Below are 23,153 nucleotides of genomic sequence, written 5' to 3' on the forward strand. Positions count from 1 at the left end.
CAGGGCAGCGCGGCGTGCGCGAAGAGCGGCCGTCGCGGTCGGCTTGATTACTTGCGTGCTGGCGTCCGGAATCGGCGGACTGCCCGCGGCGAGCGCGGCATCGTCCGAGCCGTCGGCTGAGCCTCAAAGGGCCGCATCGGCCGCCGAGTTCACCGATGACGCGGCAGTCCGGCGCGCGGACGAGGCCGGGAAACGGATCGAAGTCCTCGGGCGGCGCACAGAACGCGGCCAGACGTTCGCGAATCCGGACGGCACCTTCACCACCAAGGAGTACGCGCAGCCGGTCCGAACGCTCAAGGGCGACAAGTGGACGGACATCGACACCACGCTGGTCGAACAGCCGAACGGAGCCTTCGCCCCCAAGGCCACCCCCACCGCTGTGACGCTCTCCGGCGGTGGTGACGGTCCGTTCGCCACGATGGTGCGCGACGGCAAGACGCTGTCCCTGTCCTGGCCCGGCCGGCTGCCCGCACCCGAGGTAGCGGGCCAGACGGCCACGTACCGCGCGGTCCTGCCGGACGTCGACCTGGTCGTGCGTGCGGAGCCCGAGGGATTCGCGCATCTGCTGGTCGTCAAGACCGCGAAGGCGGCTGCCAACCCGAAGCTGAACGGCATCGAGCTTCCCGTCGCCACTCGTGGTCTCGCCGTACGCAAGGCGTCCGGCGGTGGACTCGTGGCGAAGGATGCGGCTACCGGCGGCACGGTCTTCGAGGCGCCGCAGCCCGTCATGTGGGACTCCAGCGGTGACAGCAGGACCACGGTGCGGGGGAAGGGCGCGCCGGGCGCGGCGCAGGCCGCCCCCGCCGACGGCGCCCGAGTCTCGGACGTCGACCTCGGCCTGCGGCGCGATGTCATGACCCTGAAGCCTGATCTGAGCCTGCTCAGGGGGGAGCACACCCGCTATCCGGTGATCATCGACCCGGTGGCCAGAACGAAGAGCCGCACCGCGTGGACTTGGGTGTCGTCCGCGAAGCCGGGCCTCGAGGGCTGGAAGTTCCCCAACTCGGACGACGGCGTCGAGTCCGGCAAGGGTGTTGGCCGCTGTCCGGCGAACTACTCCGTGCGCTGTACCGGAAGCAACGACGTTCAGCGTCAGTACTACGCGCTGCCGACGGGAAGTTTCGAGGGCAAGAGGATCCTCAAGGCAGAGTTCGCGATCACGCTGGTGCACACGTACAACAGCGAGGCGCGCTCGGTGCAGCTGCACCGCGTGAACAGTTCCGGCGGCAGTGCGATCAACTCGCGTACCAATTGGTCCAACCGCCCGTCGAGCAAGGACCACATCACTTCCGAGTCGCCGACCAATCCGACGGGGTCCTGCTCGGCGGCCAACCAGAACGTGCGCTTCAACGTCGAGGGCACCATTCAGAAGGCAGCGTCCAGCGGGTGGGACACGACCACGTTCGGCCTCCAGGCCGCCACTGAGGATTCGTACGTCTCGTGGAAGCGGTTCTGCAACAACGCGGCGCTGGAGGTGACGTACAACCGGCCGCCCTACCAGCCGAAGATGGACGAGCTCTCCATGGACCCCGGAGGCAAGTGCGCCTACGGAGAGGCATCCAAGCACTACACGAAGAAGGCGCCGACGCTCTCCGCGATCGTTTGGGATCCGGACCACGGCGACGTGAAGGGCAACACGGAGAAGATCAGGGCGCAGTTCGAGATCTTCTGGACGGACAAGAACGGTAACGAAAAGAAGTACGTCGTCACGACCGGCTACCAGCAAACGAACACTGACCGGAGCCGTGACAGTGGATATGAGGAGTTCACCTACAAGGTGGGCGAAGACATCCGCGGTGACGGCACGGGTTCCTTCGCGCTACCTCAGAACACCGTGATCGGCTGGTGGGTGCGCGGCGGTGACGACATCGGAGGGTCGGGCGAGTCCTGGGGGCCCTGGAGCCACGAGGGATCCGGCACCCGCTGCGAGTTCATTCTCGATTCGACCAAGCCCGACGCGCCGGAGGTGAAGTCCGAGAAGTACCCCAACGACGAGAAGTGGCACGCGGGCGTCGGTGAGTACGGCAGCTTCGAACTGCACTCCGAGGGAACCGACGTCGTCAAGTACCGCTATCAGTTCACGGGTGAGGCAGAGCACACGATCACACCGGGCGCGCCCGGCAGGCCGGCCGTCGTGCGCTGGATGCCGCAGCGGGAGCGGCCGGTGACTCTGTACGTCGAGGCAGAGGACCGGGCAGGCAACAACCGGGAGATCACCAAGTCCTATCGCTTCCGGGTGGCCAAGGGGCGGTCCGCGAAATCCTCGTGGGCGCTGGCGGATCCCGAGGGTTCCGGGCAGGCCGCGGGGGGCGACGGTACGCAGGCGGCGACCGCAGGACCCGGCGTGACCTTCGGCGAGGACGGCCCGCACGGCTCCGTGCGTACGGCGGCGACGCTGGACGGCAGCAGTGGCGCCTACCTCAACACAGGCCAGCACGTGGTCGACACGGACAAGACCTTCTCGGTGGCGGGCTGGGTGCTGCTGCCCGAGCTGCCGAAGAAGTCGATGAGCGTGATCAGCCAGGACGGATCAGCCCAGTCGGGCTTCTCGCTCGGGTACGACGCCGCCTCACACCGATGGTCCTTCCTGGCACCCGACAGCGAGATCGACTCGACGATCTCCTGGGAGGTGCAGGGGCCGAAGCCGGTTCCCGGTGAGTGGACGCATCTGGCCGGCGTCTACGACAAGGACGAGAAGAGGGCCGGCTCCTCGGGCACGATGCGCATGTACGTCAACGGCATTCTTGTGCAGGGCGACATCCAGGAGCGCCCGACGACCTGGAATGCCACGGGTTCCCTGCAGATCGGGAGGGCTCTGGAACCCGCCGGCTACACGGCGAACCTCAAGGGAACCGTGGCGGACGTCCAGGTCTTCGACCGTGTCCTTTCCGCCGGCGAGACACAGAGCCTGGGCGGAATCCCGCCGTTGCAGCGCGCCTACTGGGATATGGACGAGTCCGACGGCGGGACCGTGCCGGATCGTACGGACGGCACAGGAATGACCTTGCGCGGTGGTGCCTCCGTGTACCAGGCGAACGACACCTGCGACGTCTTCGATCCGAACTGCAAGCCGGCCGAACAGCCCGTCTGGGGTGACGGCCACCTGGCCCTGGACGGCAAGGACGGGTATGCGAGTCGCGCGGCGGGGCTGCTGAAGGCCAAGGCCAGTTTCACCGTCACGGCACGAGCCAGGCTCGGTTCCCCCGACGCCACGGCCACCCAGACGGTCTTCTCGCTGCCCGGCACCAAGGGATCGGTGGCCTCTGTCCGGTTCGACAAGGACAGTAAGCGGTGGAAGCTCAGGCTGACCGAAAAGGACACCTCCGACGCCGTCGTGACGGAATCCGAGGCAGGCACTGCCCAGCCCAGCAGTGAGGGACGGGGTGACCATCTCGCTCTCTCCTACAACGCGTTGTTCGAAGAAGCCCGCTTGTACGTCAACGGTCAGTGGACGGGCCAGGTCGTGCGGTGGTCCAACGACTGGGACTTCTCCACGGCGGGCCTCCAGGTGGGGCGCGCGGGCCTGACCTCGGGATCGCAGTACTTCTCCGGGGCGATCGACGAGGTACGCGTCTTCGAGGGCGCACTGGACGAGCCGCTGGTGGCAGCCGTGGCGAACCTGAAGTCCGGCGCGAATCTGGACGGCACGGTGACCTAGCCGCCAGGAGGCCGGGCGGGGACTCCATGGAGCCCGCCCCGCCCCGCACTCTTCTACCTCTCTCTTCCTGAGCCTCCTGGAGACGAAACATGTCTACGCCACAGCGGTTCCGCCTGCCCTCCTGGTCCACACGCCCTCATTGGCGACGTCATGTCGTACTCACTCTCGGTGTCTCCCTCGCCGTGGGGCTCCTGCCCCAGTACGTCCCGCAGGCGACCGCCGACGACAAGGGACGTACCCGTCCGGGCGTTCAGGAGGACCTCGGCGCGCCCGTGCCCGGCACCGACCTGAAAGCCGGCAAGGGCCGGCCCAACCCGGCGGAGAAGGCGCGGGTGAAGGAGGCAGCCGAGGTCTCCTGGCCCAGGGGGGCGAGCGACACCGTGCCCCTCGGCAGTGAGCCCACCCGGCCGGTCAAGGCGAAGGGCCTGCCCGTCAAAGTCGGTCCGCCCGAGAAACGCACACGACACAGACCGGCGGCACCCGAATCCGTAAAGGTCGTAGTCGCCGGCCGGGACCAGACGGAGGCCGCCGGAGTCGAGGGAGTACTCCTCACGCTCGCCGACGTGGGGAAGAGCGCCCGGGCAGACGGCACCACGAAGCGGGCCGGGGAGTCGACCAGATTTGGCACGACGCGTCTCACCCTCGACTACTCGAAGTTCGCCGATGCGTACGGCGCGGGTTACGGTTCCCGCCTCCGCCTCGTGGAGCTCCCGCAGTGCGCCATGAGCTCTCCGGAGAAGAAGAGCTGTACGACCGCGCGTGAGCTGCCCGCCACCAACGATGCCGCTGCCTCGACGCTGAGCGCCGATGTCCCGGTGAAGGCCCGCGGTGGCCGGTCCTCGGGCCCCGCCACCGTGCTCGCCGCGACCGCCGGCGCCTCCGGCGACCAGGGCAGCTTCGGCTCCACCCCGCTCGCGCCCTCCGCCGAGTGGAGCGTCTCCAACTCTTCCGGTGCGTTCAACTGGTCGTATCCGCTGCGCACACCACCCGCCCCGGGCGGACTCGTGCCGTCGGTCGCGCTCTCCTACAACTCCCAGTCCGTGGACGGCCAGACCGCCGCCACCAACAACCAGGGCTCCTGGATCGGACAGGGCTTCGGGTACGAGCCCGGTTTCATCGAGCGGCGGTACAAGCCGTGTGCCGACGACGGTCATGCCAAGACCAACGGTGACCAGTGCTGGGCATACGACAACGCCACGATCCAGCTGGGTGGTGGCAGCGCCGGTGAGCTGATCAAGGATGACGACAGCGGCGAGTGGCGGATCAGCGGCGACGACAACAGCAAGGTCGAGAAGCTGACCGGTGCGAGCAACAGTGACGACAACGGAGAGCACTGGCGCGTCACCACGACCGACGGCACTCAGTACTACTTCGGCCTGGACAACCTGCCCGGATACACCTCGGGCAAGGAGCAGACCGGCTCCACCTGGACGGTTCCCGTCTACGGCGACGACGCGGGCGAGCCTTGCTACGACGCCACGTTGGCCGACGCCCACTGCAAGCAGGCCTGGCGCTGGAACCTCGATTACGTCGTGGACCCGCACGACAACGCCATGGCCTATTACTACGGCAAGGAGACCAACTACTACACCCAGGGCCTGAAGACCGACGAGGACGGCAAGTCGTACACGCGCGGCGGTTACCTCAAGCGGATCGACTACGGCCAGCAGGACGGCAAGGTGTACAGCACACCCGCCGCGGGCCGCATGCTGTTCGACACCGACGAGCGATGCCTGGCCACGGCGGCGGACTGCGAGCCCGGCGACCTCACGGACGCGACCGCGGGACGCTGGCCCGACGTTCCCTGGGACCTCAACTGCAAGTCCGGCACCAAGTGCAAGGGGCAGAACAGTCCCACGTTCTGGACCCGCAAGAAGCTGAGCAAGATCACCACGCAGATCCGCTACGGCGACGGCTACGCGGACGTCGACTCCTGGTCCCTCGGCCATGTCTTCACGGACAATGGAGACAGCTCCAAGTCGCTCTGGCTCAACACCATCAAGCAGACAGGGCATGCCGGGTCCGGCACGGTGAGCACGCCGGCCGTTGAACTGCTCGGCCAGCAGCTGCCCAACCGGGTCGACAAGCCCGGCGACCAGATCCAGGCGATGAACCGCTTCCGTCTCGCCGGCGTCGACAACGGCACGGGCGGCAGGCTCGACGTCCTGTACCGCGACGCCGAATGCAAGGCGAGCGATCTGCCGTCGGCCGACTCACCGAAGACGGCTTGCTATCCGGTCAAGTGGAATCCGCCGGGGGCTGAGGAGCCCATCACTGACTGGTTCCACAAATACCTGGTCGCCCGGGTGGTCGAGGACGACGTGACCACGGACGCGCCCAACAGCGTCAGCGACTACGACTACATGGGCAGCGCAGGCTGGAAGAAGGCCAAGTCCGACGGCATCACGAAGGACGAGTACCGCACGTACAGCGACTGGCGGGGTTACGGAAAGGTCCGCGTCACCAAGTCAGGCGGCACCGTCAGTGCAGCCGACCAGCGGACGGAGCACGTCTTCCTGCGCGGCCTCGGCGGCGAGGTCGAGGACTCGACCGGCGTCAAACACGCCGATGACGAGGAGCTCTCCGGCCAGGAGCTGGAGACGATCACGTACGACGGCGGTTACTCAGCCGACAAGATCGTGTCGAAGAACGTCAGCACCACCTGGTCGCGAGCCACGGCGACCCGCACCAAGGGCTGGGGCACGCGTAAGGCGTATTACGTGCGTCCTCAGACAACGAGGACATACACGGCCCTGGAGGGCGGCAAGTGGCAGGAGGTCGCCGCGACCACTCGCTACGACTCCGCGACCGGCCGTGCGGTGGAGACCGACGACTACGGCAAGATCGGGGACGCCTCCGACAACCAGTGCATCCGCACCGAGTTCGCGGACGACAAGACCAAGCACCTCTACGAACTGGTCTCTCGGGTCGAGAAGGTCGCCGTCACCTGCGAGATCAAGCCGGACCGCAAGACCCAGGTCATCTCCGACGACCTGACGTTCTACGACGGCAAGGGCCTGGGCGAAGCACCGGTCAAGGGTGATGTGACCAAGGCGCAGCGGCTTTCGAAGCACGACGGCACGAAGGCCACGTACCAGACGGTCACGGAGTCGGCGACGACGGACTTCGACCGGTTCGGGCGCCCGCTGAAGGTGAAGGACGCCAAGGGCACCGAGACGAAATTCGCGTACACCGAGACGGACGGGCTGACCACCAAGCAGACAGAGACCAACCCGCTCGGCTGGCAGGTCTCGACCGAGTACGTCCGGTCCTGGGGCAGCCCGGTCGCACAGGTCGACATGAACGGCAAGCGCAGCGAGACCGCCCACGACGCACTCGGCCGTGTCACTGACGTCTGGCTGCCCGACCGGTCGCGGAGTGCGCCCGCCTCGATCAAGTACACCTACTTGGTCCGCAAGAGCGCGCCGACCGTGGTCAAGACGGAGAAGAGCGAGAGGCACGGCACCTACGGAGTCGAATACACGCTCTACGACGGCTTGCTGCGGCCCCGCCAGCAGCAGTCCGAAGGCCCGGACGGCGGTCGTATCGTCGCTGACACGCACTACGACGGCCTCGGCAATGTAGTGGAAACAGCTTCGGACTACTACGCCGCCAAGCCCCCCACCGACGCCGTCTTCAAGCCGACCGGCGAGGTCGACGGCCAGACCGTCACGCGGTACGACGGCGCCGGGCGCAAGACAGCCGAGATCGTCCAGGTCGCCGACGAGGAGAAGTGGCGCACCACCTACTCCTACGGTGGCGATCGCGTCCACGTCGACCCGCCGGCCGGCACGCCGCCCACGACGACGATCACCGACGGACGTGACAGGACGACGGAGATCCGCCGCTACAAGGGCGACAAGCCTCTGCCCAACGGCCCGTCGGCGGAGTACGAGAGCACGTCGTACGGCTACACACCGGCGGGGCAGCTCAAGTCGGTCGAGGACACGGCCGGCAACTCCTGGTCGTACGGCTACGACCAGCGGGGCCGCAAGACCTCGTCCAGCGACCCCGACACGGGCAAGTCGACATATACGTACGACACCCTGGATCGCCTCCTCTCCACGACGGACTCGCGGGGCAAGACGGTGGCCACGAAGTACGACGTACTCGGACGGCCGGCCTCCACATGGGAGGGCGAGCCGGATACGGGCACGCAGCTGACCGCAACGACCTACGACCACGTGGCCAAGGGGCAGTTGTACGGCACGTATCGATACGCCGGCGGGAAGGTGCAGGCCGCGACGGTCAACGTCCACTTGGACGAGTTCTACCAGCCGGAACTCACCAAGGTCGCGTTGGGCGGCGACGTGGCCGAAGAGCTCCAGGGCACCTATGAGTACAGCACCGAGTACAACTCGGACGGCACCGTGCAGTCGCAACAACTCCCGTCGGGGGGCGGCCTCGGCCCGGAGACCCTCACCTACACCTACGACGACCTGCAGCGTCCGACTCAGCTCCTGTCGAACCTGGACGGAAAGCAGCAGGGGGCTTACGTCGGGCTGGCGTCCTACGCCCCGACCTCCCAGCTCCAGCAGTTGGAACTGGGCACGGTCGGCGGCTCCGACGGCAAGAAGACGTGGCTCACCTATGAGCACGAGCGTGGCACCGACCGTCTGACGAACTCCAAGGTGGATGTCTCGGGCGTCGACCCGGTGACATACGACGCCGACTACACCTATGACGCGTCCGGCAACGTCACCTCCGTAGCCGACACCCCGACGGGCGGCCAGGCGGACGTCCAGTGCTTCCGCTACGACTGGCAGCGGCGCCTGAAGTCGGCTTGGGCCACAGCCAATGCCTCTGACGAGGCCACAGGCACCGGCAAGCAGAACAAGGCGTGCGCGAGCGCCCCGAGCCCCTCGACCCTCGGTGGCCCGGGGGCCTACTGGCAAGACTTCGACTTCGATGCGTCGGGCAACCGGAGCAAGCAGGTCCTGCACGGTGTGGGCGGCAAGCCCGATGTGACGCGGACGTACACGTACGGCAAGGACGCCGAAGGCAACGGTGGCCCGCACACCCTCAACAAGGTCGTGACGGACACCCCGGCCAGCGGCAGCGGCCCGGCCGTCAAGTCCCAGGACACCTTCGCCTACGACGCCGCGGGCAACACGAAGCAGCGGGTGGTGAACGGAACTACCCAGGACCTGACCTGGAACGCCGAAGGCAGGCTGACGAATTCGTCGAAGCCGGACTCAGAGGCCACGTCCTTCCTGTACGACACAGCGGGCGAGCGTCTGCTGCGCAAGGAGCCCGGCAAGCAGACGCTTTATCTGCCGGGCATGGAACTCACCCTGAACACCGAGACGCGCGCGGTGGAGGCGACCCGTTACTACAGCTTCGCCGGCCAGACGGTGGCGATGCGTACGCCCAAGGGCGTGCAGTTCCTGGCGGGCGACCATCACGGGACGTCACTGGCGGCGGTGGACGCGAAGTCGGGCGCGGTCACCCGGCGCCGCATGGACCCGTTCGGCAACGAGCGCGGGTCCGCCGTGACCGATCCCTGGGTCGACGACAAGGGCTTCCTCGGCAAGCCGGTGGACGCGTCGACCGGCCTGACGCACGTAGGGGCCAGGGAGTACGACCCGGCGAACGGCCGCTTCATTTCGGCCGACCCGCTGATCGACTTCACTGATCCCCAGCAGATCAACGGGTATGCGTACGCCAACAACAGTCCGGTGACGCAGGCCGACCCGACGGGACGGATGCCGGACGACTGCAAGCTCATGGGCATGCAGTGCTGGATGAAGAGCAATGGCGGCTGGGAAACCAAGACCTCCAAGACCTATTACAACTACTACCAGTTGGACAAAACCCCAGCACAGCGGAAGGCCGTGGCCGCACGGTCCAGAGCCAACGTCGAGCAGAGCTTCGCGGTCGCAGCCGCCAAGGAGCTCGGCAAGATCATCTCGGACGAGCTGGGCATCACGGATGCCCTGGACTGTTTCAGTACGGGCAGCCTCGGTTCTTGCGGCGCAACAATTCTGAATGTCGTAGTGAGCGCGATCGGCGCGAAGATCGGCCAACTGGCCAAGAAGTACTTGTGGAACTGGAAGAAGGGCACCGCACTCGCCAAACGAGTCTGGGGGCTGCTCGACAAACTCAAGGGCAGTTACGGCAAGTGGCGCGCCCTGGACAAGAAGGCCGACAAGCTGGAGGACGCCGCCAAGTGCTCGGTGAACAGCTTCACGCCGGGCACCAGGGTCCGGATGGCGGACGGCAGTACGAAGTCCATCAGAGATGTCGACATCGGTGACAAGGTCCTGGCGACGGATCCGAAGACCGGAAAGACGAAGGTCCGTACGGTCACGGCGGAGATCAGGGGCGAGGGCGCCAAGAACCTGGTCAAGGTCACGATCGACACGAACGGTGAGCGGGGCGGGGGGAAGGCCTCCGTCACGGCGACGGACGGACATCCGTTCTGGGTGCCGGAGCTGGGCGAGTGGATCGACGCGACGGATCTGCGATCGGGCCAGAAGCTGCGGACGAGTGCCGGCACGTATGTGCAGATCACGTCGGTAGCGCGATGGACGCAGGCGGCGGCTGTGTACAACCTGACGGTTGCGGATCTGCATACGTACTATGTGCTGGCGGGCACCACGCCGGTCTTGGTACATAACTGCGGCAACGGTGGCGGCGTAGAGCAGGCTGCAAAGCGTGGACGGGCGGAGGATCTTCAACCGCAGGAAGGCGCTACAGGCGATCACACGATTTTCGAGCGGGATACAGATGGCAAGGTTACGCGCTATCAGACCTGGATCAAGAACGACAGGGCTCCGTCCGGTTGGCAGAAGGGACCAAGGTTCCGCGGGACTGGTGGCAGCCACTCCGGAATCGAGCCGCCGATCTATTACCAAAAGGGTGGCGGTAGGGGAGTCCCAGGCGCCGACGTACCGGAGAACATCCCGCCGGGCTACCTCCTTGGGTGATCTGAATGAACCAGCACATGATTGCGCACCGCATCCTCCATGAATCTTTCCCCTATGTGGATGCCGAAGATTCTGTGTCGTATTTCAGCGAGGCAGGAGATGCCACGCAGGCTCTGATGTACGGCTGGCTGTACTGGCCTGATCTGGTAGAGATCCACGGTGCCGTATTCATGGCGCTGAGTGGGGATGATGAAGCGGAAATTGCTCAGCGTCTCGCTACTCCACTGGCTGATGGGCATCCCGAATGGCCTGTGATGTCGTGGGTACAGATGGTGGATAGCTACAATATTTTCGAGATCCAGCACCTGTTTCGTCAATCGCGCGGACCAGTCGAGTTCTCCGAGGATACGCACCGGATACTCGGTAGTATCCTTGTGCAATCATGGCGGGCCCGGCTGATGGCGAGCTACCCTGATCGTCAGTTCGCGGTACGGATGATCGAGGCTGACGCCTCGATGGATCTGCGGATCGCGGTGTCTCAGGAGACGCCACTATTGATACCTCCGAGAGGGTGGGATGGGCAGCGTCGCGGAATCATCATTGATCCTGATCGTCCGGAATAAACCTCCTCGCCTGGTGGTCGTTGCGAGCGTTTGACGGCAACGCCGACGGTAACGCGGTTGGACGCCGGAGCCCCCACGTGGTTCTCGTGGGGGCTCCGGCGTCTCTTGCATGGGTCTCAGTGGAGGGCTGCGGCAAGGGGCGGGTCGTCGGGCTCTCAGGGTCTCGAAGCACACTGCCGAGGGTGTCGATGGCTTGGCGCTATAGCCAGGGTCGGACGTGGGTGTAGACGGCGGCGGTGACGCCGATGTGGGTGTGCCCGAGGAGTTCCTTGGTCACGACGAGTTCGACCCCCTGCTCTAGGAGCAGGGTTGCGGTCGAGTGCCGGAGGTCGTGGAAGTGGATCGTCTGGAGCCCTGCGGTCAGGCCCTGGCTGCGGGTGCGCTGGAGGGAGCGGTGGATGGTGGCGGTGCCGCCGTCGAGGTCGAGAACGGTGATCCCCGACCGCCGTGCGCTCAGGTCGCCGATATCCTCCGCCGGGAAATCTTGGAGGGCACCTACCCTCCAGGCTCCCAGCTCCCTCCAGCCCGGGAGATCCAAGAGCGGTTCAAAGTCGTCAACTCCACGGTGCAGAACGCCTATCGGCGTCTCAAGCAGGACGGGCTGGTGTACGCGGTAAAGGGGCGTGGCGTTTTCGGCGGCAGGTACCGGAGCCGGGCAAGCACCACGGGACGATCACGAACTGCCTGCTGCGCGATGAGATCGCCCGCGAGGCGCGTGCTGCCTCCACCGAGTTCGCCGACCTCAGCGACGAGGAGCTGCTGGCGCGGGAAGCGGAGCTGGACCGGCGATGGGACGTGGTGCGGGAGGAGCATCAGCGGCTTTATGGCGAGCGCCGGAAGGTCAAGCGGGAGAAGAGCCGACGCGGCCTGTTCCTGCCACCCTCTTCCGCCACTGGACCACCTTCGGACCGCTCACCGTCGGCATGAAAGGCGTCGAGGACGCCATGGTCCTGGGCGACGCCCGCACCGTCGTCCGCAAGTCGGCCGAGGACGCCATGTCACCCAAGGCGTGGGAACACACCGGAAGGCCCAGTAACGACAACTGGAACCGCCACCGCCTCGATGTGGCCCGCGCCCATGCCCGCACCGGCGATCTGACTGGCGCGATGGATGAACTGGCAGGTGTCCGCCATGCCTCCCCGGAATGGCTGCGGCACCAGCGGATGGCCGCCGAGACCATGCAGGAGATCCTTAAGAAGCGCAAGCGCACCCTCACCGCCGACATGCGTGAGATGGCCGACCACCTGGGCGTCGTCGGCTAACTGCCACGCAACGCATCACTTTCCGCACCGTGTGTCACCAACTGCCGTGCCAGATACGTGGAGTGACGGCTCATCAGTTCCTAGGGCCTTCGTGTCCCAACCAGCGACCAGGCCCGGGGGTACACGGTGAACCAGCCAAGGAACGACGCGGACCGCATGCGCCGCAGGGATCTCCATGACGCGGCAGCAGGACTGACAGGACCGCGCCTGCTGCCGTGGACCACCCCCGAGGGAAAGCCCTGCTACCTCAGCACCGACGGCTGCGGCTATCTTGCCACCCTCGCCGACAACATCGAGTCGGTGCAGATCGGTATGGGCAAGGAACTGCTGGAGTACGCACGAAGCACCACGGCCCCCGGCACGAAGATCCTGACGGCCACCGAATACCGCTGGCTGGCCTGCCGGTTGACCGAAGCCCTCGCCGACGCGCTTCGGGTCGCCGACTCCCGGGGCCAACGCCTCCCGGACCCGGAGGACGAAGCAGAGGAGGAAGAGGGGGACGGCGATGTCTGACGCCACGAACACCGACGCACCGGTCCGCAACATCGCCCGCGGCCGCTACCGATTCCGCGAGTACCACGTGACCACCGTCCCCGACTCCCTGGCTCTGCCGGCCTTCACGGCGCTCTGCGTCACCGGCGAGGAACACAACTGCGGCGCCGAATCCGGCACCCTGCACACCCCGGACGACCTGACCCGCTGGATCGCCGAACACTGCGCCGCCACCGGCCATCAGGACTACGAGCAGATCGTCCGCGCCATACTCCGTGCCGAGCCCGGAGCGTGGCAGTAGAGTCCCCCTGCGTCGACACCGCGCCAGCGGTTGCGCCATCGTGCGCCCCGCGCTCCTGACGGCAGTAGCGACGGCAACACCCACGGATTCCCCCACACAACCACGGACACCAGCGGAACCCGAAACAGCCGCTGATCTGCGAATACGCAGATGGAGAGGGGCCGCGTAGCACACGTACTACGTGGTGGCGGGGGCTACGCCGCTCCTCGTTCACAACTGCAACTTGGGCGACTATGCCGACAGTGTTCGCAACGAACCTGGAGTGAAGTTTGCCTCCGAGTGCACGTCTCCTTCAGGAGCGAAGTACTACGGCCGCAATAAGCATGGCCAGCAGGCGGAAGGGCCGTTGACGGATGGGCATGGTGAACCGGCTCACCCCTGCGGTCGTTGTGGCCGACTGCTGGAAGACCTGGAGATCAACTGATGTCCCTGATTCGCTTCGACTCGCTCAGCGAGGATCTGCTTGGGGCGCTTGTTGCGTCCGGATGGAGCGCAGGCAGGAAGGTTGATCCAGGTCAATGGGTCGTGCCGCTGGAGGGGGGAAGGGTACCGGTCCCATCCATTGGCAGAGGAAATCCTCGCGGCGGTGGGTGGGCTCTCAATCGAGCCGGTCAATCCAGTCGGCCCGAACTTCAGTAATGACGAGCCTTACAATTTCGACCCCATCGCCGCTGGATCAGGGCAGCGTGATCTAGCAACAGACGTGGAGAGTGTTCTCGGTGGGGACTATTTCCCCATCGGTGAGTGGCTCAGTTGTTCAAGCGTGTTCGTAGAAGCTGGGGGGAGGGTGGTTGCTGCTGGCATGGGTTGGGTTTGGGAGCTTGGTTCCACCTTTGAAGACTCCCTAGAGTTGGCAGTCTGCGCGAATCGCCCACTGAATTGTCTGCACTCTGATCCGGGACTCGATCCTTGGCCGAGACCTGATTCTCGTCAGTGAATCTCGGCCGCGTAGAGCTTCATGCAACGGGGCTTCGGGCCGGGTTGACGGCAGTAGTTGACGGCAACGGCGGCGGACACCCAGGTGTCCGCCGCCGTTGCCGTACGTATGTCAGGGGTGGTCGAGGGCGCGTCCGAGGGAGTCGATGGCGTCTCGCTGGAGGCGGAGTCGAACGTGGGCGTAGACGGTAGCGGTGACGCCGATGTGGGCGTGGCCGAGTAGTGCCTTGATCACCACGAGGGCGTGAGTCGGGATGCGGCGGGCGCGGCCGAGGGTGATCGAGGCGAGCTGGCGGGTGCGGAGCAGGTCGTAGACGGCGGAGCGGCCGAGCTGGAGGTGGGCCATGACCTGGGGAACCGTCAGTAGTTCCTCCGGCGTGCTCGGCCCGTGCTGGGGCGCGGCGGGTGCATGCGGGGCCATCAGCAGCCCCCTTCCGCGATGAACTGCCGGGCGAGTCCTCTGCGGTGCCAGACGGCGGCGGCGAGAAGCGTGGCGCCGGGGCTATAGCCGGTGCCGAGGTATGCCCAGTGGCCGATGACGAGCGTGGTGTCCGGGTCGGGCTCGGGCAGGCCGGCGTGGGCGCGGGCCTGTTCGGTGCGCCAGGCGCGGCGGGGGCGCGCACCGCGCCGAGGGTGGAGAAGTGGCCCCGGAAGCCGAGCATCTGCGCCCACTTCCAGAGCTTGAGGTCGGCGAACTCCGGCAGCCTGCCGAGTTCCCAGTAGGTGCGGATCATCTGACGCACGTGGCGGACGACGGCGAGCCGGGCCAGCGGGCCGGATTGTCCGGTGCCGTCGCACGCACTGCATGGCAGCGGCGTTCCGTGGGGCAGCACGGTGGCGCCGCGCCCCTGGCAGGGACGGCAGAACAGGGCACGGTCGAGGGCGCCGGAGGCGTCGGCGGACTTGGTGGCGTACCCATCGACCTACAGATACTCGGGCAGGCAGCAGAGCCCACCCAAGACACCGTGACCCGTTGGTGAAGGGGGCGAATGAGCTGAAGCAAGTTGCAGAGGAGCCGACGTGGCGAGGCGCACGCCGCAGACTGGGGGCGGCGCTGCCCAGGCCGAGTCAGCCCGCCCGCTACCGCGTGCCCCGCCGCCCCCGCCGAAGCCAGAAGATCGCCGTAACCGGCAGAATCACCGGGATGAAGAGATAGCCCATCCCGAAGTCCGACCACACCGTCGCGTCGGGGAAGGCGGACGGTTCCGCCAGGGTCCAGGTGCCCACCACGAGGACGCCCAGCAGTTCGGCGGCGCAGCACACCAGTGCCGCCGAGCGGGCCGCGGCACCGCCGCGCACCAGGGAGTACGTGATGAAGCCGTAGACGACGCCCGCCAGCGCGGACAGCGTGTACGCGAGCGGGGCCTTGCCGAAGTCCGTGGAGATCTGCACGGCCGAGCGGGACACGGCGGCGACGACCATCACGCCGTACAGCCACACCAGCAGGATGCCGGGGCCGGTGATCAGCTTCTGGCGCGCGGGGGATCCGCCCCGGGCGGCCTCGTCGTTCCTGCCGGGTTCGGTCACCGTCACCTCAGCCTCCCCAGATGTCGTAGAGCCGCACTTCGAGCACGGCGAGGACCACGCCGCCCGCGGCGACCGTCAGGGAGCCCCAACGGCTGCGTTCGACAAGGGACATGAAGCCCGCCGCGGGAACGCACGCGAAGGCGCCGATCAGGTACGACACGAAGATCGTCGTGCCCTGGTCCGCCTCCTCGCCGCGTGCGAGCTGGACGATGCCGACGATCAGCTGCACCGTGGCCAGGAGGGTCACCACGGCCATTCCGATGAAGTGCCAGTCCTTGGTCGGCTGGTCGCGGTACGCGGCGAAACCGCACCAGGCGGCGAGGGCGAGCGCGGCCACGGAGACCGCGATCGTCAGGGCATCAACCATGCCCGTGACTTTATTACGGGACCTTCGGCCCCCCGCCCACCGCCCCTCGCCCCGATGCGCGTCCCCGGGGCCGGGCCCGTACCCTCGGACAGCATGAAGATCCACGCTGACGCGCTCCTGTTCGACAACGACGGCACCCTCCTCTCCTCCATGGAGTCGGTGCTCCGCTGCTGGTCGCGGTGGGCGCGGGAGTACGGGATCACCGCGGAGGAATTCGGCAAGGTCGAGCTGCACGGGCGGCCCGCCGTCGAGATCGTCGCGGACCTGCTGCCCCCGGAGCAGGTCGCCGAGGCCGTCGCCCGCATCGAGGAGCTGGAGGTCTCCGACGTGGCGGGCGGTGTCGTCCTGCTGCCCGGCACCCGTGAGCTCCTGGAGTCCCTGCCTGTCGAGCGCTGGGCCGTGGTGACCTCCGCGACGCGCGCCCTGGGCGAGGCCCGCCTCGCCGAGGTCGGGATCCGTCCCGGTCTCGTCATCGCCGCCGACGACATCACGCGCGGCAAGCCCGACCCCGAGCCCTTCCTGCTCGCGGCCGCCAAGCTCGGCGCCGACCCGGCGCGCTGCGTGGTCTTCGAGGACGCGCCCGCCGGGCTCCAGTCGGGCCGGGCCGCGGGCATGACGACCGTGGCGTTGACCACAACCCACCAGGCGTCCGAACTCTCCGCCGACGTCGTCGTCAAGGACCTCTCCGCCGTGTCCGCGCAGGCCACGGCCGGTGGCGTGGAGATCGAGATCGCCGGCTGACGAGCAGAATCCGGACGTCAGGCGCCGTCCCACCGCTGTCCGCTATACGGACAGCAGTGGTGGACGGCGCCCCTACGCATGTTTTACTTGGGCCCATGACCACGACGAGCAGCCGCACCCTTGCGACCGAGGCGATCACGACGCCCGGTGCTCGTTGTATGTGTCGAATGTGCGCCTTCTGAGGGCCCCCGCACCACCCGAGAGCATCGCGCCCCGAAGCGAAGCCGCTGTGCTACGCCCCTGCACGACGTACGAGACGAGATCCGTACTGACGTAGGAAGCGAGCCCGCCCCGCGCACACGTCCTCCGGTTCCACCGCCCCACCACCGCGAGAACCGTGCCGCGTTCCGAACGAATGCCCCGTGCCCGGCCACATCCGCGCCGCGCACTCGACAGTGACGGAATCCCCTGTGATCACCACTTCCGGCCTCACCAAGGTCTACCGCTCACGCGGTCGTGAAGTAACCGCTCTCGACGGAGTCGACCTGCACGTCCGCGAGGGCGAGGTGTACGGCGTCATCGGCCAGTCCGGCGCCGGCAAGTCCTCCCTCATCCGCTGCGTCAACCTCCTTGAGCGCCCCACCTCCGGCACCGTGACCGTGGCCGGCCAGGACCTCACCGCCCTCGCGGGACGCGGCTCGCGCGCGGGCAGGGAACTGCGCCAGGCCCGCAGCCGCATCGGCATGGTCTTCCAGCACTTCAACCTGCTGTCCTCGCGCACCGTGCAGGACAACGTCGAGCTGCCCCTGGAGATCCTCGGCCTGAGCGGCCAGGAGCGCTCCCGCAAGGCCCTCGAACTCCTCGACCTCGTCGGCCTCGCCGACAAGGCCAAGTCCTACCCGGCCCAGCTCTCCGGCGGCCAGAAGCAGCGCGTCGGCATCGCCCGCGCCCTGGCCGGCGACCCGAAGGTGCTGCTCTCCGACGAGGCCACCAGCGCCCTCGACCCCGAGACCACCCGCTCCATCCTCCAGCTCCTGCGCGACCTCAACCGGCAGCTCGGCCTGACCGTCCTGCTCATCACGCACGAGATGGACGTCGTCAAGAGCGTCTGCGACTCCGCGGCCCTCATGGAGCGCGGGCAGATCATCGAGTCCGGCACCGTCACCGAGCTGCTCGCGACGCCCGGTTCCGAGCTTGCCGCCGCACTCTTCCCGGTCAGCGGCGAGGCCACCGGCGAGGACCGCACCGTCGTCGACGTGACCTTCCACGGCGAGGCCGCGACCCAGCCGGTCATCTCCCAGCTGTCGCGCACGTACAACATCGACATCTCGATCCTCGGCGCCGCGATGGACACCATCGCGGGCCGCCAGGTGGGCCGCATGCGCATCGAACTGCCCGGCCGCTTCGAGGAGAACGTCGTCCCGATCGGCTTCCTGCGCGAGCAGGGCCTGCAGGTGGACATCGCGGGCGACGCGCCCGTGGCCGCCCCCGGTGACGAGACGCTGCTGGTCAAGGAAGGTGCCAAGTGACCTGGTCGGAGATGCAGCCCCTGCTGGAGCAGGCCTGTTGGGACACCCTCTACATGGTGGGCTGGTCGACGCTGATAGCCGTCGTCGCCGGACTGCCGCTCGGCGTCCTGCTCGTGCTCACCGAGCGCGGCGGACTGCTGCAGAACGCCGTCCTCAACAAGGTGATCGGGCAGATCGTGAACATCGCGCGGTCGATGCCCTTCATCATCCTGATGGTCGCCCTGATGGGCTTCACGCGCTGGATCACCGGCACCACGATCGGCCGTGAGGCCGCCCTCGTGCCGCTGGCCGTCGGCGCCATCCCGTTCTTCGCGCGCCTGGTGGAGACCTCGATCAGGGAGGTCGACGGCGGACTCGTCGAGGCCGTGCAGTCGATGGGCGGCTCCACCTGGACCGTCGTGCGCAAGGTCCTCGTCCCCGAGTCGCTGCCCTCGCTGATCTCGGGCGCCACCACCACGATCGTCGCGCTCATCGGCTACTCCGCGATGGCGGGCACGGTCGGCGGCGGGGGCCTCGGCGACCTCGCCCTGCGCTACGGCTACCAGCGCTTCGAGACCGAACTGATGTGGATCACCGTGGCGATCCTCGCCGTGGTCATCTCGATCATCCAGTTCGCCGGCGACTACGCGGCCCGCCGGCTGCACAAGCGCGGCGGCGGCTCAGCTCCGCGGCTGCTCTTCCGGCCGCTGCGCGGCGTGCTGCCCGGCACCGCGGCCGCCGAGTCGGTCAGCAAGACCGGATGATCAAGGCTGGCTGATCAAGGCCGGATGATCAAGACCGGTCGGCCGGGGCCGGCCGGTCCCTGGCGGGAGCGCGACGTCCCGCCCACAGGCTTCCCCGCGTACCACCCCGCGGGGCTGCACCACCCATGGAGAAAGGCACTTTTCGTGCGTAACACCACCAAGATCACTACCGCTGTCCTCGCCGCCGGAGCCCTCGCCCTCGGGCTCACCGGCTGCGGCTCCGACAAGGACGCCGGCGACAAGGACGGTCCGCTCATCGTCGCCGCGACGCCCACGCCGCAGGCCGAGATCCTGGACTACGTCCAGAAGCACCTGGCCAAGAAGGCCGGTCTCGACCTCCAGGTGAAGGAGTTCACCGACTACATCACGCCGAACACCGCCGTCCAGCAGGGCGAGGTCTTCGCGAACTACTTCCAGCACAAGCCGTACCTGGACGACTTCAACAAGAAGCGGGGCACCGATATCGTGCCCGTCCCCGGGGCCACGGTGCACCTGGAGCCGCTCGGCGTGTACTCGAAGAAGGTCAAGAAGCTCGGTGAGCTGAAGGACGGCGCCACCGTCGCCATTCCGAACGACACCACGAACGAGGCCCGCGCGCTCAAGCTCCTCGCGGACAACGGCATCCTCGAGCTCAAGAAGGGCGTGGGCTACGAGGCCACCCCCAAGGACGTCGCGAAGAACCCGAAGAACATCAAGTTCAAGGAGCTGGAGGCGCCCACGGTGCCCCGCACCCTGGACGACGTCGACGCCGCGGTGATCAACGGCAACTACGCCCTGGAGGCCAAGCCCGCGCTCAGCCCTGCCAAGGACGCCATCGTCGCCGAGCCTGCCAAGGGCAACCCGTACGGCAACTTCCTCGCCGTGCAGAAGGGCGACGAGAACGACCCGCGCGTGAAGAAGCTCGCCAAGCTGCTCACCTCGCCCGAGGTCAAGAAGTTCATCGACGAGAAGTACGACGGCGCCGTCGTCGCCGCGTTCTGATCATGCGTACGCGCGTCATCTCCGCCGGGGCGGGGGCCCTGGCCCTCGCCCTCGGCCTCACCGCGTGCGGCGGGGACTCGGCGGGCGCCGACGGCACGCTCGTCGTCGGCGCCACCCCGACCCCGGCCGGCGAAGTCCTCACGTACATACAGAAGCACCTGGCGAAGAAGGCCGGACTCGACCTCCGGATCACGGAGTTCACCGACTACAACACGCCGAACACCGCGCTCCAGGAAGGCTCGCTCGACGCCAACCTGTACCAGCACACCCCGTACCTCGAGAACTTCAACAAGGCCAGGAACACGGACCTGGTGCCGGTCACCGAGGTGTACCTGCCTCCGATGGGCGTGTACGCGAAGAAGACCGACGACGTCTCCCGGCTCCGCTCCGGTGCGACCGTCGGCGTTCCGAACGACACGACCAACGAGGGCCGGGCGCTCCAACTGCTCGCCTCCCGGGGCGTCATCGGGCTCAAGAAGGGGGCCGGCTCCGAGGCGACCCCCGAGGACATCACGTCCAACCCCAAGAAGCTCACCGTCAAGCCGCTCGACCCGGCGCAACTGCCCCGCTCGCTCGACGACCTCGACGCGGCGGTCATCAACAACAACTACGCGCTCGACGCCGGGCTCAGCCCCAAGAAGGACGCCATCCTCCTGGAGTCCCCGAAGGGCAATCCCTACAACAACGTCCTCGCCGTCAAGAAGGGCGACAAGGACGACCCGCGCGTGAAGAAGCTCGCCGGACTGCTCACCTCGCCCGAGGTCAAGAAGTTCATCGAAGAGAAGTACGAGGGGTCCGTCCTGCCCGTCGGGGCGGGCTGAACGGCCTCTCGCGCACGTGACGTCCACGGGGTCCTCTCCCGCACCGGGAGAGGACCCCGTGGTGCGTCTGGGCCCGTGCATGCTGCATGCTGGGCACTTCAGAAGACCGAAAGGTGAAGGTCCTTCAGGTCTATGAAGGTTAGGGAGCGGCGCATGACTACAGCCTCCTCGGGCACATCGGGCACATCGGGGTTCCCCGACATCTCCATCAGCACGGAGCGGTTGGTGCTGCGCCCCCTCGAAGAGGCGGACGTCCCCGCGTACGCGGAGATGATGAACGACGAGAACGTCACGGCCTGGACCTCCGTGCCCCAGCCCTACACCGAGGCCGACGCGCGCGACTGGATCATCCGCCTCGCCCCCGCCGAGCGCTCCGCGGGCCACGGCCTCGTCCTCGCCGTCACCGAGTTCCTCACCCAGCGCCTTGTCGGCATCATCCAACTCCGTGACACCGACTGGCGGGTGCGCTCGACCGAGCTCAACTACGTCGTCGCCCCCTGGGCCCGCGGCGAGGGGTACGCGTCGGAGGCCGCGCTCGCCACCGCCCAATGGCTCTTCCACGACCAGAAGTTCGAGCGCATCGAACTGCGCACCGCCGCCGACAACACCGCCGCCCAGCAGGTCGCGCAGAAGATCGGCTCCATCAGCGAGGGCGTTCTGCGCGGCGCCTGGATAGCGCGCACGCGAAACGGCGGCGACCCGTTCGGCGGCTGGCTGGACGTGCGCACCGACCTCATCGTGTGGAGCCTGCTCCCCGAGGACCTCGAAGGGGTCTCGGAGAGCCTCGCCGACAGCGGGTTCTCGGCCTACTCCGACTGGAACTGACCCGCCAGGCCCCAGCCGCGTCGGCCCGCGCCGCCCCGCGGAGGCACGCGGCCTCCGGTACCCGGCCACATCCGGCCCCCAGCAGGTACGCTCGCCCCTGGCCGCGTGCACGGTTGCACCTGCACAGCCACCGCCCCGCACTGATCGACCCGCGAGAACCCAGGAGACAGACGACGATGGCCGACCGGGTCACGGTGATCGGCTGGGACGGTACGCCGCTGACCGCCGCGGCACGCTCCGCGCTCAGCGCGGCGACGCTGGTGGCGGGCGCCGCCCACCACCTGGCCCTGGACGAGGTGCCCGCGCGCGCCGAACGGATCCGCCTCGGCAGCGTGAGCCTCGCCGCCCGCCGCATCGCCGCCCACCGCGGCACCGCCGTCGTCCTCGCCGACGGCGACCCCGGCTTCTTCGGCGTCGTCCGCACCCTGCGCGTCCCGGAGTTCGGTCTCGAGGTCGAAGTGGTGCCCGCCGTCTCCTCCGTCGCCCAGGCCTTCGCCCGCGCGGGCATGCCCTGGGACGACGCCGAGGTCGTGGTCGCCCACCGCCGCACCCTGCGCCGCGCCGTGAACGTCTGCCGCGCCCACACCAAGGTCGCCGTCCTCACCTCGCCCGGCGCGGGCCCCGCCGAACTCGGCCTGCTGCTCCAGGACGTCCATCGCACCTTCGTGATCTGCGAGGAGCTCGGCACCGCGCGCGAGCAGGTCTCCGTCGTCACCTCCGACAAGGCCGCCGACCACGCCTGGCGCGACCCGAACGTCGTCATCGTCATCGGCGGCACCGCGTCGTCCGCCGACACCGGCTGGATCATGGGGCGCGAGCCGGGCAGGGGCCCGCGCGGCTGGGCGCTGCCCGCCGCCGAGTACGGCGGTGACATCTGGCTCGGCGAGGGCGAGACCGACCGGCTCCGCTCCGCCCAACTCGCGCGCCTGGGACCGCGCCCGGGCGACCTCGTCTGGGACATCGGCTGCGGCAGCGGCGCCTTCACCGCGGAGGCGGCCCGCTTCGGCGCGGCCGTGATCGCGGTCGACCGCGACGCCGACGCCCTCGGCCGCACCACGGCCGCCGTCCGCCGCTTCGGGGTCCAGGCGCAGACCGTGCACGGCGTCGCCCCGCACGTCCTCGAAGACCTTCCCGAACCCGACGTCGTACGGGTCGGGGGCGGGGGAGCCGCAGTGGTCTCCGCGGTCGCCGACCGACGGCCGGAACGCATCGTGACGCACGCCGCGACACGCGACGAGGCCGAACTCGTCGGCAGGGATCTGAGCGAGCACGGATACGTCGTGGAGTGCGCACTCCTGCAGTCCGTGGAGCTCGATACACGCGCCTGGCGCGAAGAGAAGCGGACCGTGGTGTTCCTGCTCTCCGGGCGTCTTCCCGACCGTTCCCCGTGACCCTTTCGCCACGCGGTGCGGGGTAGGCTGGCCGATCGTTGTACTGCACCCGGGTGCCAAGGAGTTCGTTGGCCGATGTCCGGAAAGCCCGCCCTTTTCGGGGGGGCTGTGTGGTACGGCATGAACGGAGGACGCGCAACGTGGCGC

Annotated in this window: 18 protein-coding genes and 2 pseudogenes; 15 read left to right on the forward strand and 5 right to left on the reverse strand. The window is 67.8% G+C overall.

From position 1 onward, the window contains the following. Positions 1-55: 55 nt before the first annotated feature. The 3 genes from ACFVYL_RS28690 to ACFVYL_RS28700 all read left to right on the forward strand — a co-directional run bounded on the left by ACFVYL_RS28690 (position 56) and on the right by ACFVYL_RS28700 (position 11,150). Positions 56-3,658, forward strand: a complete 3,603-nt coding sequence (locus tag ACFVYL_RS28690; RefSeq protein ID WP_389720926.1) for a LamG-like jellyroll fold domain-containing protein — start codon at positions 56-58, stop codon at positions 3,656-3,658. An 89-nt stretch (positions 3,659-3,747) separates the two neighbouring features. Beyond that, positions 3,748-10,587 carry a polymorphic toxin-type HINT domain-containing protein gene (locus ACFVYL_RS28695; RefSeq protein ID WP_389720928.1) on the forward strand — a complete coding sequence of 2,280 codons (6,840 nt, stop codon included), beginning with the start codon at positions 3,748-3,750 and terminating at the stop codon, positions 10,585-10,587. A gap of 5 nt (positions 10,588-10,592) precedes the next feature. Beyond that, positions 10,593-11,150 (forward strand): hypothetical protein, encoded by a 558-nt coding sequence (locus ACFVYL_RS28700; protein ID WP_389720930.1) that lies wholly within the window; start codon positions 10,593-10,595, stop codon positions 11,148-11,150. A 199-nt stretch (positions 11,151-11,349) separates the two neighbouring features. Here the strand turns inward: ACFVYL_RS28700 and ACFVYL_RS28705 are convergent, their stop codons facing one another. Next, on the reverse strand, positions 11,350-11,688 hold the full coding sequence (locus ACFVYL_RS28705) for a tyrosine-type recombinase/integrase (RefSeq protein WP_389720932.1): 339 nt from the start codon (positions 11,686-11,688) through the stop codon (positions 11,350-11,352). Here ACFVYL_RS28705 and ACFVYL_RS28710 point away from each other — a divergent pair. From ACFVYL_RS28710 to ACFVYL_RS28730, 5 genes are all read left to right on the forward strand, one after another. Further along, positions 11,635-12,186: a winged helix-turn-helix domain-containing protein gene (locus ACFVYL_RS28710; RefSeq protein ID WP_389720934.1), complete on the forward strand. Its 552-nt coding sequence runs from the start codon at positions 11,635-11,637 to the stop codon at positions 12,184-12,186. The genes ACFVYL_RS28705 and ACFVYL_RS28710 overlap by 54 nt on opposite strands. Beyond that, a complete protein-coding gene (locus ACFVYL_RS28715; protein WP_389720978.1) occupies positions 12,074-12,412 on the forward strand; it encodes a hypothetical protein in 339 nt (112 codons plus the stop codon). Before ACFVYL_RS28710 ends, ACFVYL_RS28715 begins: the two co-directional genes overlap by 113 nt. A gap of 126 nt (positions 12,413-12,538) precedes the next feature. Then, a complete protein-coding gene (locus ACFVYL_RS28720; protein ID WP_389720936.1) occupies positions 12,539-12,925 on the forward strand; it encodes a hypothetical protein in 387 nt (128 codons plus the stop codon). Beyond that, a complete protein-coding gene (locus ACFVYL_RS28725) occupies positions 12,918-13,205 on the forward strand; it encodes a hypothetical protein (RefSeq protein ID WP_389720938.1) in 288 nt (95 codons plus the stop codon). Before ACFVYL_RS28720 ends, ACFVYL_RS28725 begins: the two co-directional genes overlap by 8 nt. A gap of 505 nt (positions 13,206-13,710) precedes the next feature. Continuing rightward, a complete protein-coding gene (locus ACFVYL_RS28730; protein WP_389720974.1) occupies positions 13,711-14,142 on the forward strand; it encodes an SUKH-3 domain-containing protein in 432 nt (143 codons plus the stop codon). Positions 14,143-14,379: 237 nt separating this feature from the next. Here the strand turns inward: ACFVYL_RS28730 and ACFVYL_RS28735 are convergent. The 4 genes and pseudogenes from ACFVYL_RS28735 to ACFVYL_RS28750 form a co-directional block, all read right to left on the reverse strand. After that, positions 14,380-14,562 (reverse strand): annotated as a pseudogene (locus ACFVYL_RS28735) (helix-turn-helix domain-containing protein); the annotation flags it as partial. After that, positions 14,562-15,055 (reverse strand): annotated as a pseudogene (locus ACFVYL_RS28740) (replication initiator); the annotation flags it as partial. The pseudogenes ACFVYL_RS28740 and ACFVYL_RS28735, both read right to left, overlap by 1 nt. 166 nt (positions 15,056-15,221) lie before the next feature. Beyond that, positions 15,222-15,668: a hypothetical protein gene (locus tag ACFVYL_RS28745; RefSeq protein ID WP_389720976.1), complete on the reverse strand. Its 447-nt coding sequence runs from the start codon at positions 15,666-15,668 to the stop codon at positions 15,222-15,224. 7 nt (positions 15,669-15,675) lie between these two features. Next, entirely contained in the window at positions 15,676-16,035 is a 360-nt protein-coding gene (locus ACFVYL_RS28750) for a hypothetical protein (RefSeq protein WP_389720940.1), read from the reverse strand. Between the two features lie 93 nt (positions 16,036-16,128). Between ACFVYL_RS28750 and ACFVYL_RS28755 the strand changes: the two genes are divergently transcribed. The 7 genes from ACFVYL_RS28755 (at position 16,129) to cbiE (ending at position 23,006) form a co-directional block, all read left to right on the forward strand. Continuing rightward, the gene (locus ACFVYL_RS28755; protein ID WP_389720942.1) at positions 16,129-16,776 is read left to right on the forward strand and encodes an HAD family hydrolase; all 648 of its coding nucleotides are present in this window, start codon (positions 16,129-16,131) and stop codon (positions 16,774-16,776) included. 410 nt (positions 16,777-17,186) lie between these two features. Further along, positions 17,187-18,245 (forward strand): methionine ABC transporter ATP-binding protein, encoded by a 1,059-nt coding sequence (locus tag ACFVYL_RS28760; RefSeq protein WP_389720944.1) that lies wholly within the window; start codon positions 17,187-17,189, stop codon positions 18,243-18,245. Next, entirely contained in the window at positions 18,242-18,988 is a 747-nt protein-coding gene (locus tag ACFVYL_RS28765) for a methionine ABC transporter permease (RefSeq protein WP_389720946.1), read from the forward strand. The genes ACFVYL_RS28760 and ACFVYL_RS28765 overlap by 4 nt, the downstream gene beginning before the upstream one ends. Positions 18,989-19,132: 144 nt before the next feature. Next, positions 19,133-19,969 carry a MetQ/NlpA family ABC transporter substrate-binding protein gene (locus tag ACFVYL_RS28770; RefSeq protein WP_389720948.1) on the forward strand — a complete coding sequence of 279 codons (837 nt, stop codon included), beginning with the start codon at positions 19,133-19,135 and terminating at the stop codon, positions 19,967-19,969. Between the two features lie 2 nt (positions 19,970-19,971). Next, positions 19,972-20,790 (forward strand): MetQ/NlpA family ABC transporter substrate-binding protein, encoded by an 819-nt coding sequence (locus ACFVYL_RS28775; protein ID WP_389720950.1) that lies wholly within the window; start codon positions 19,972-19,974, stop codon positions 20,788-20,790. Positions 20,791-20,943: 153 nt separating this feature from the next. Continuing rightward, the gene (locus ACFVYL_RS28780; protein ID WP_389720952.1) at positions 20,944-21,615 is read left to right on the forward strand and encodes a GNAT family N-acetyltransferase; all 672 of its coding nucleotides are present in this window, start codon (positions 20,944-20,946) and stop codon (positions 21,613-21,615) included. A 176-nt stretch (positions 21,616-21,791) separates the two neighbouring features. Next, positions 21,792-23,006, forward strand: a complete 1,215-nt coding sequence (gene cbiE / locus ACFVYL_RS28785; protein WP_389720954.1) for a precorrin-6y C5,15-methyltransferase (decarboxylating) subunit CbiE — start codon at positions 21,792-21,794, stop codon at positions 23,004-23,006. The last annotated feature ends 147 nt before the right edge of the window (positions 23,007-23,153 follow it).

The sequence above is a fragment of the Streptomyces sp. NPDC058308 genome, from assembly GCF_042880275.1.
Taxonomy (GTDB): domain Bacteria; phylum Actinomycetota; class Actinomycetes; order Streptomycetales; family Streptomycetaceae; genus Streptomyces.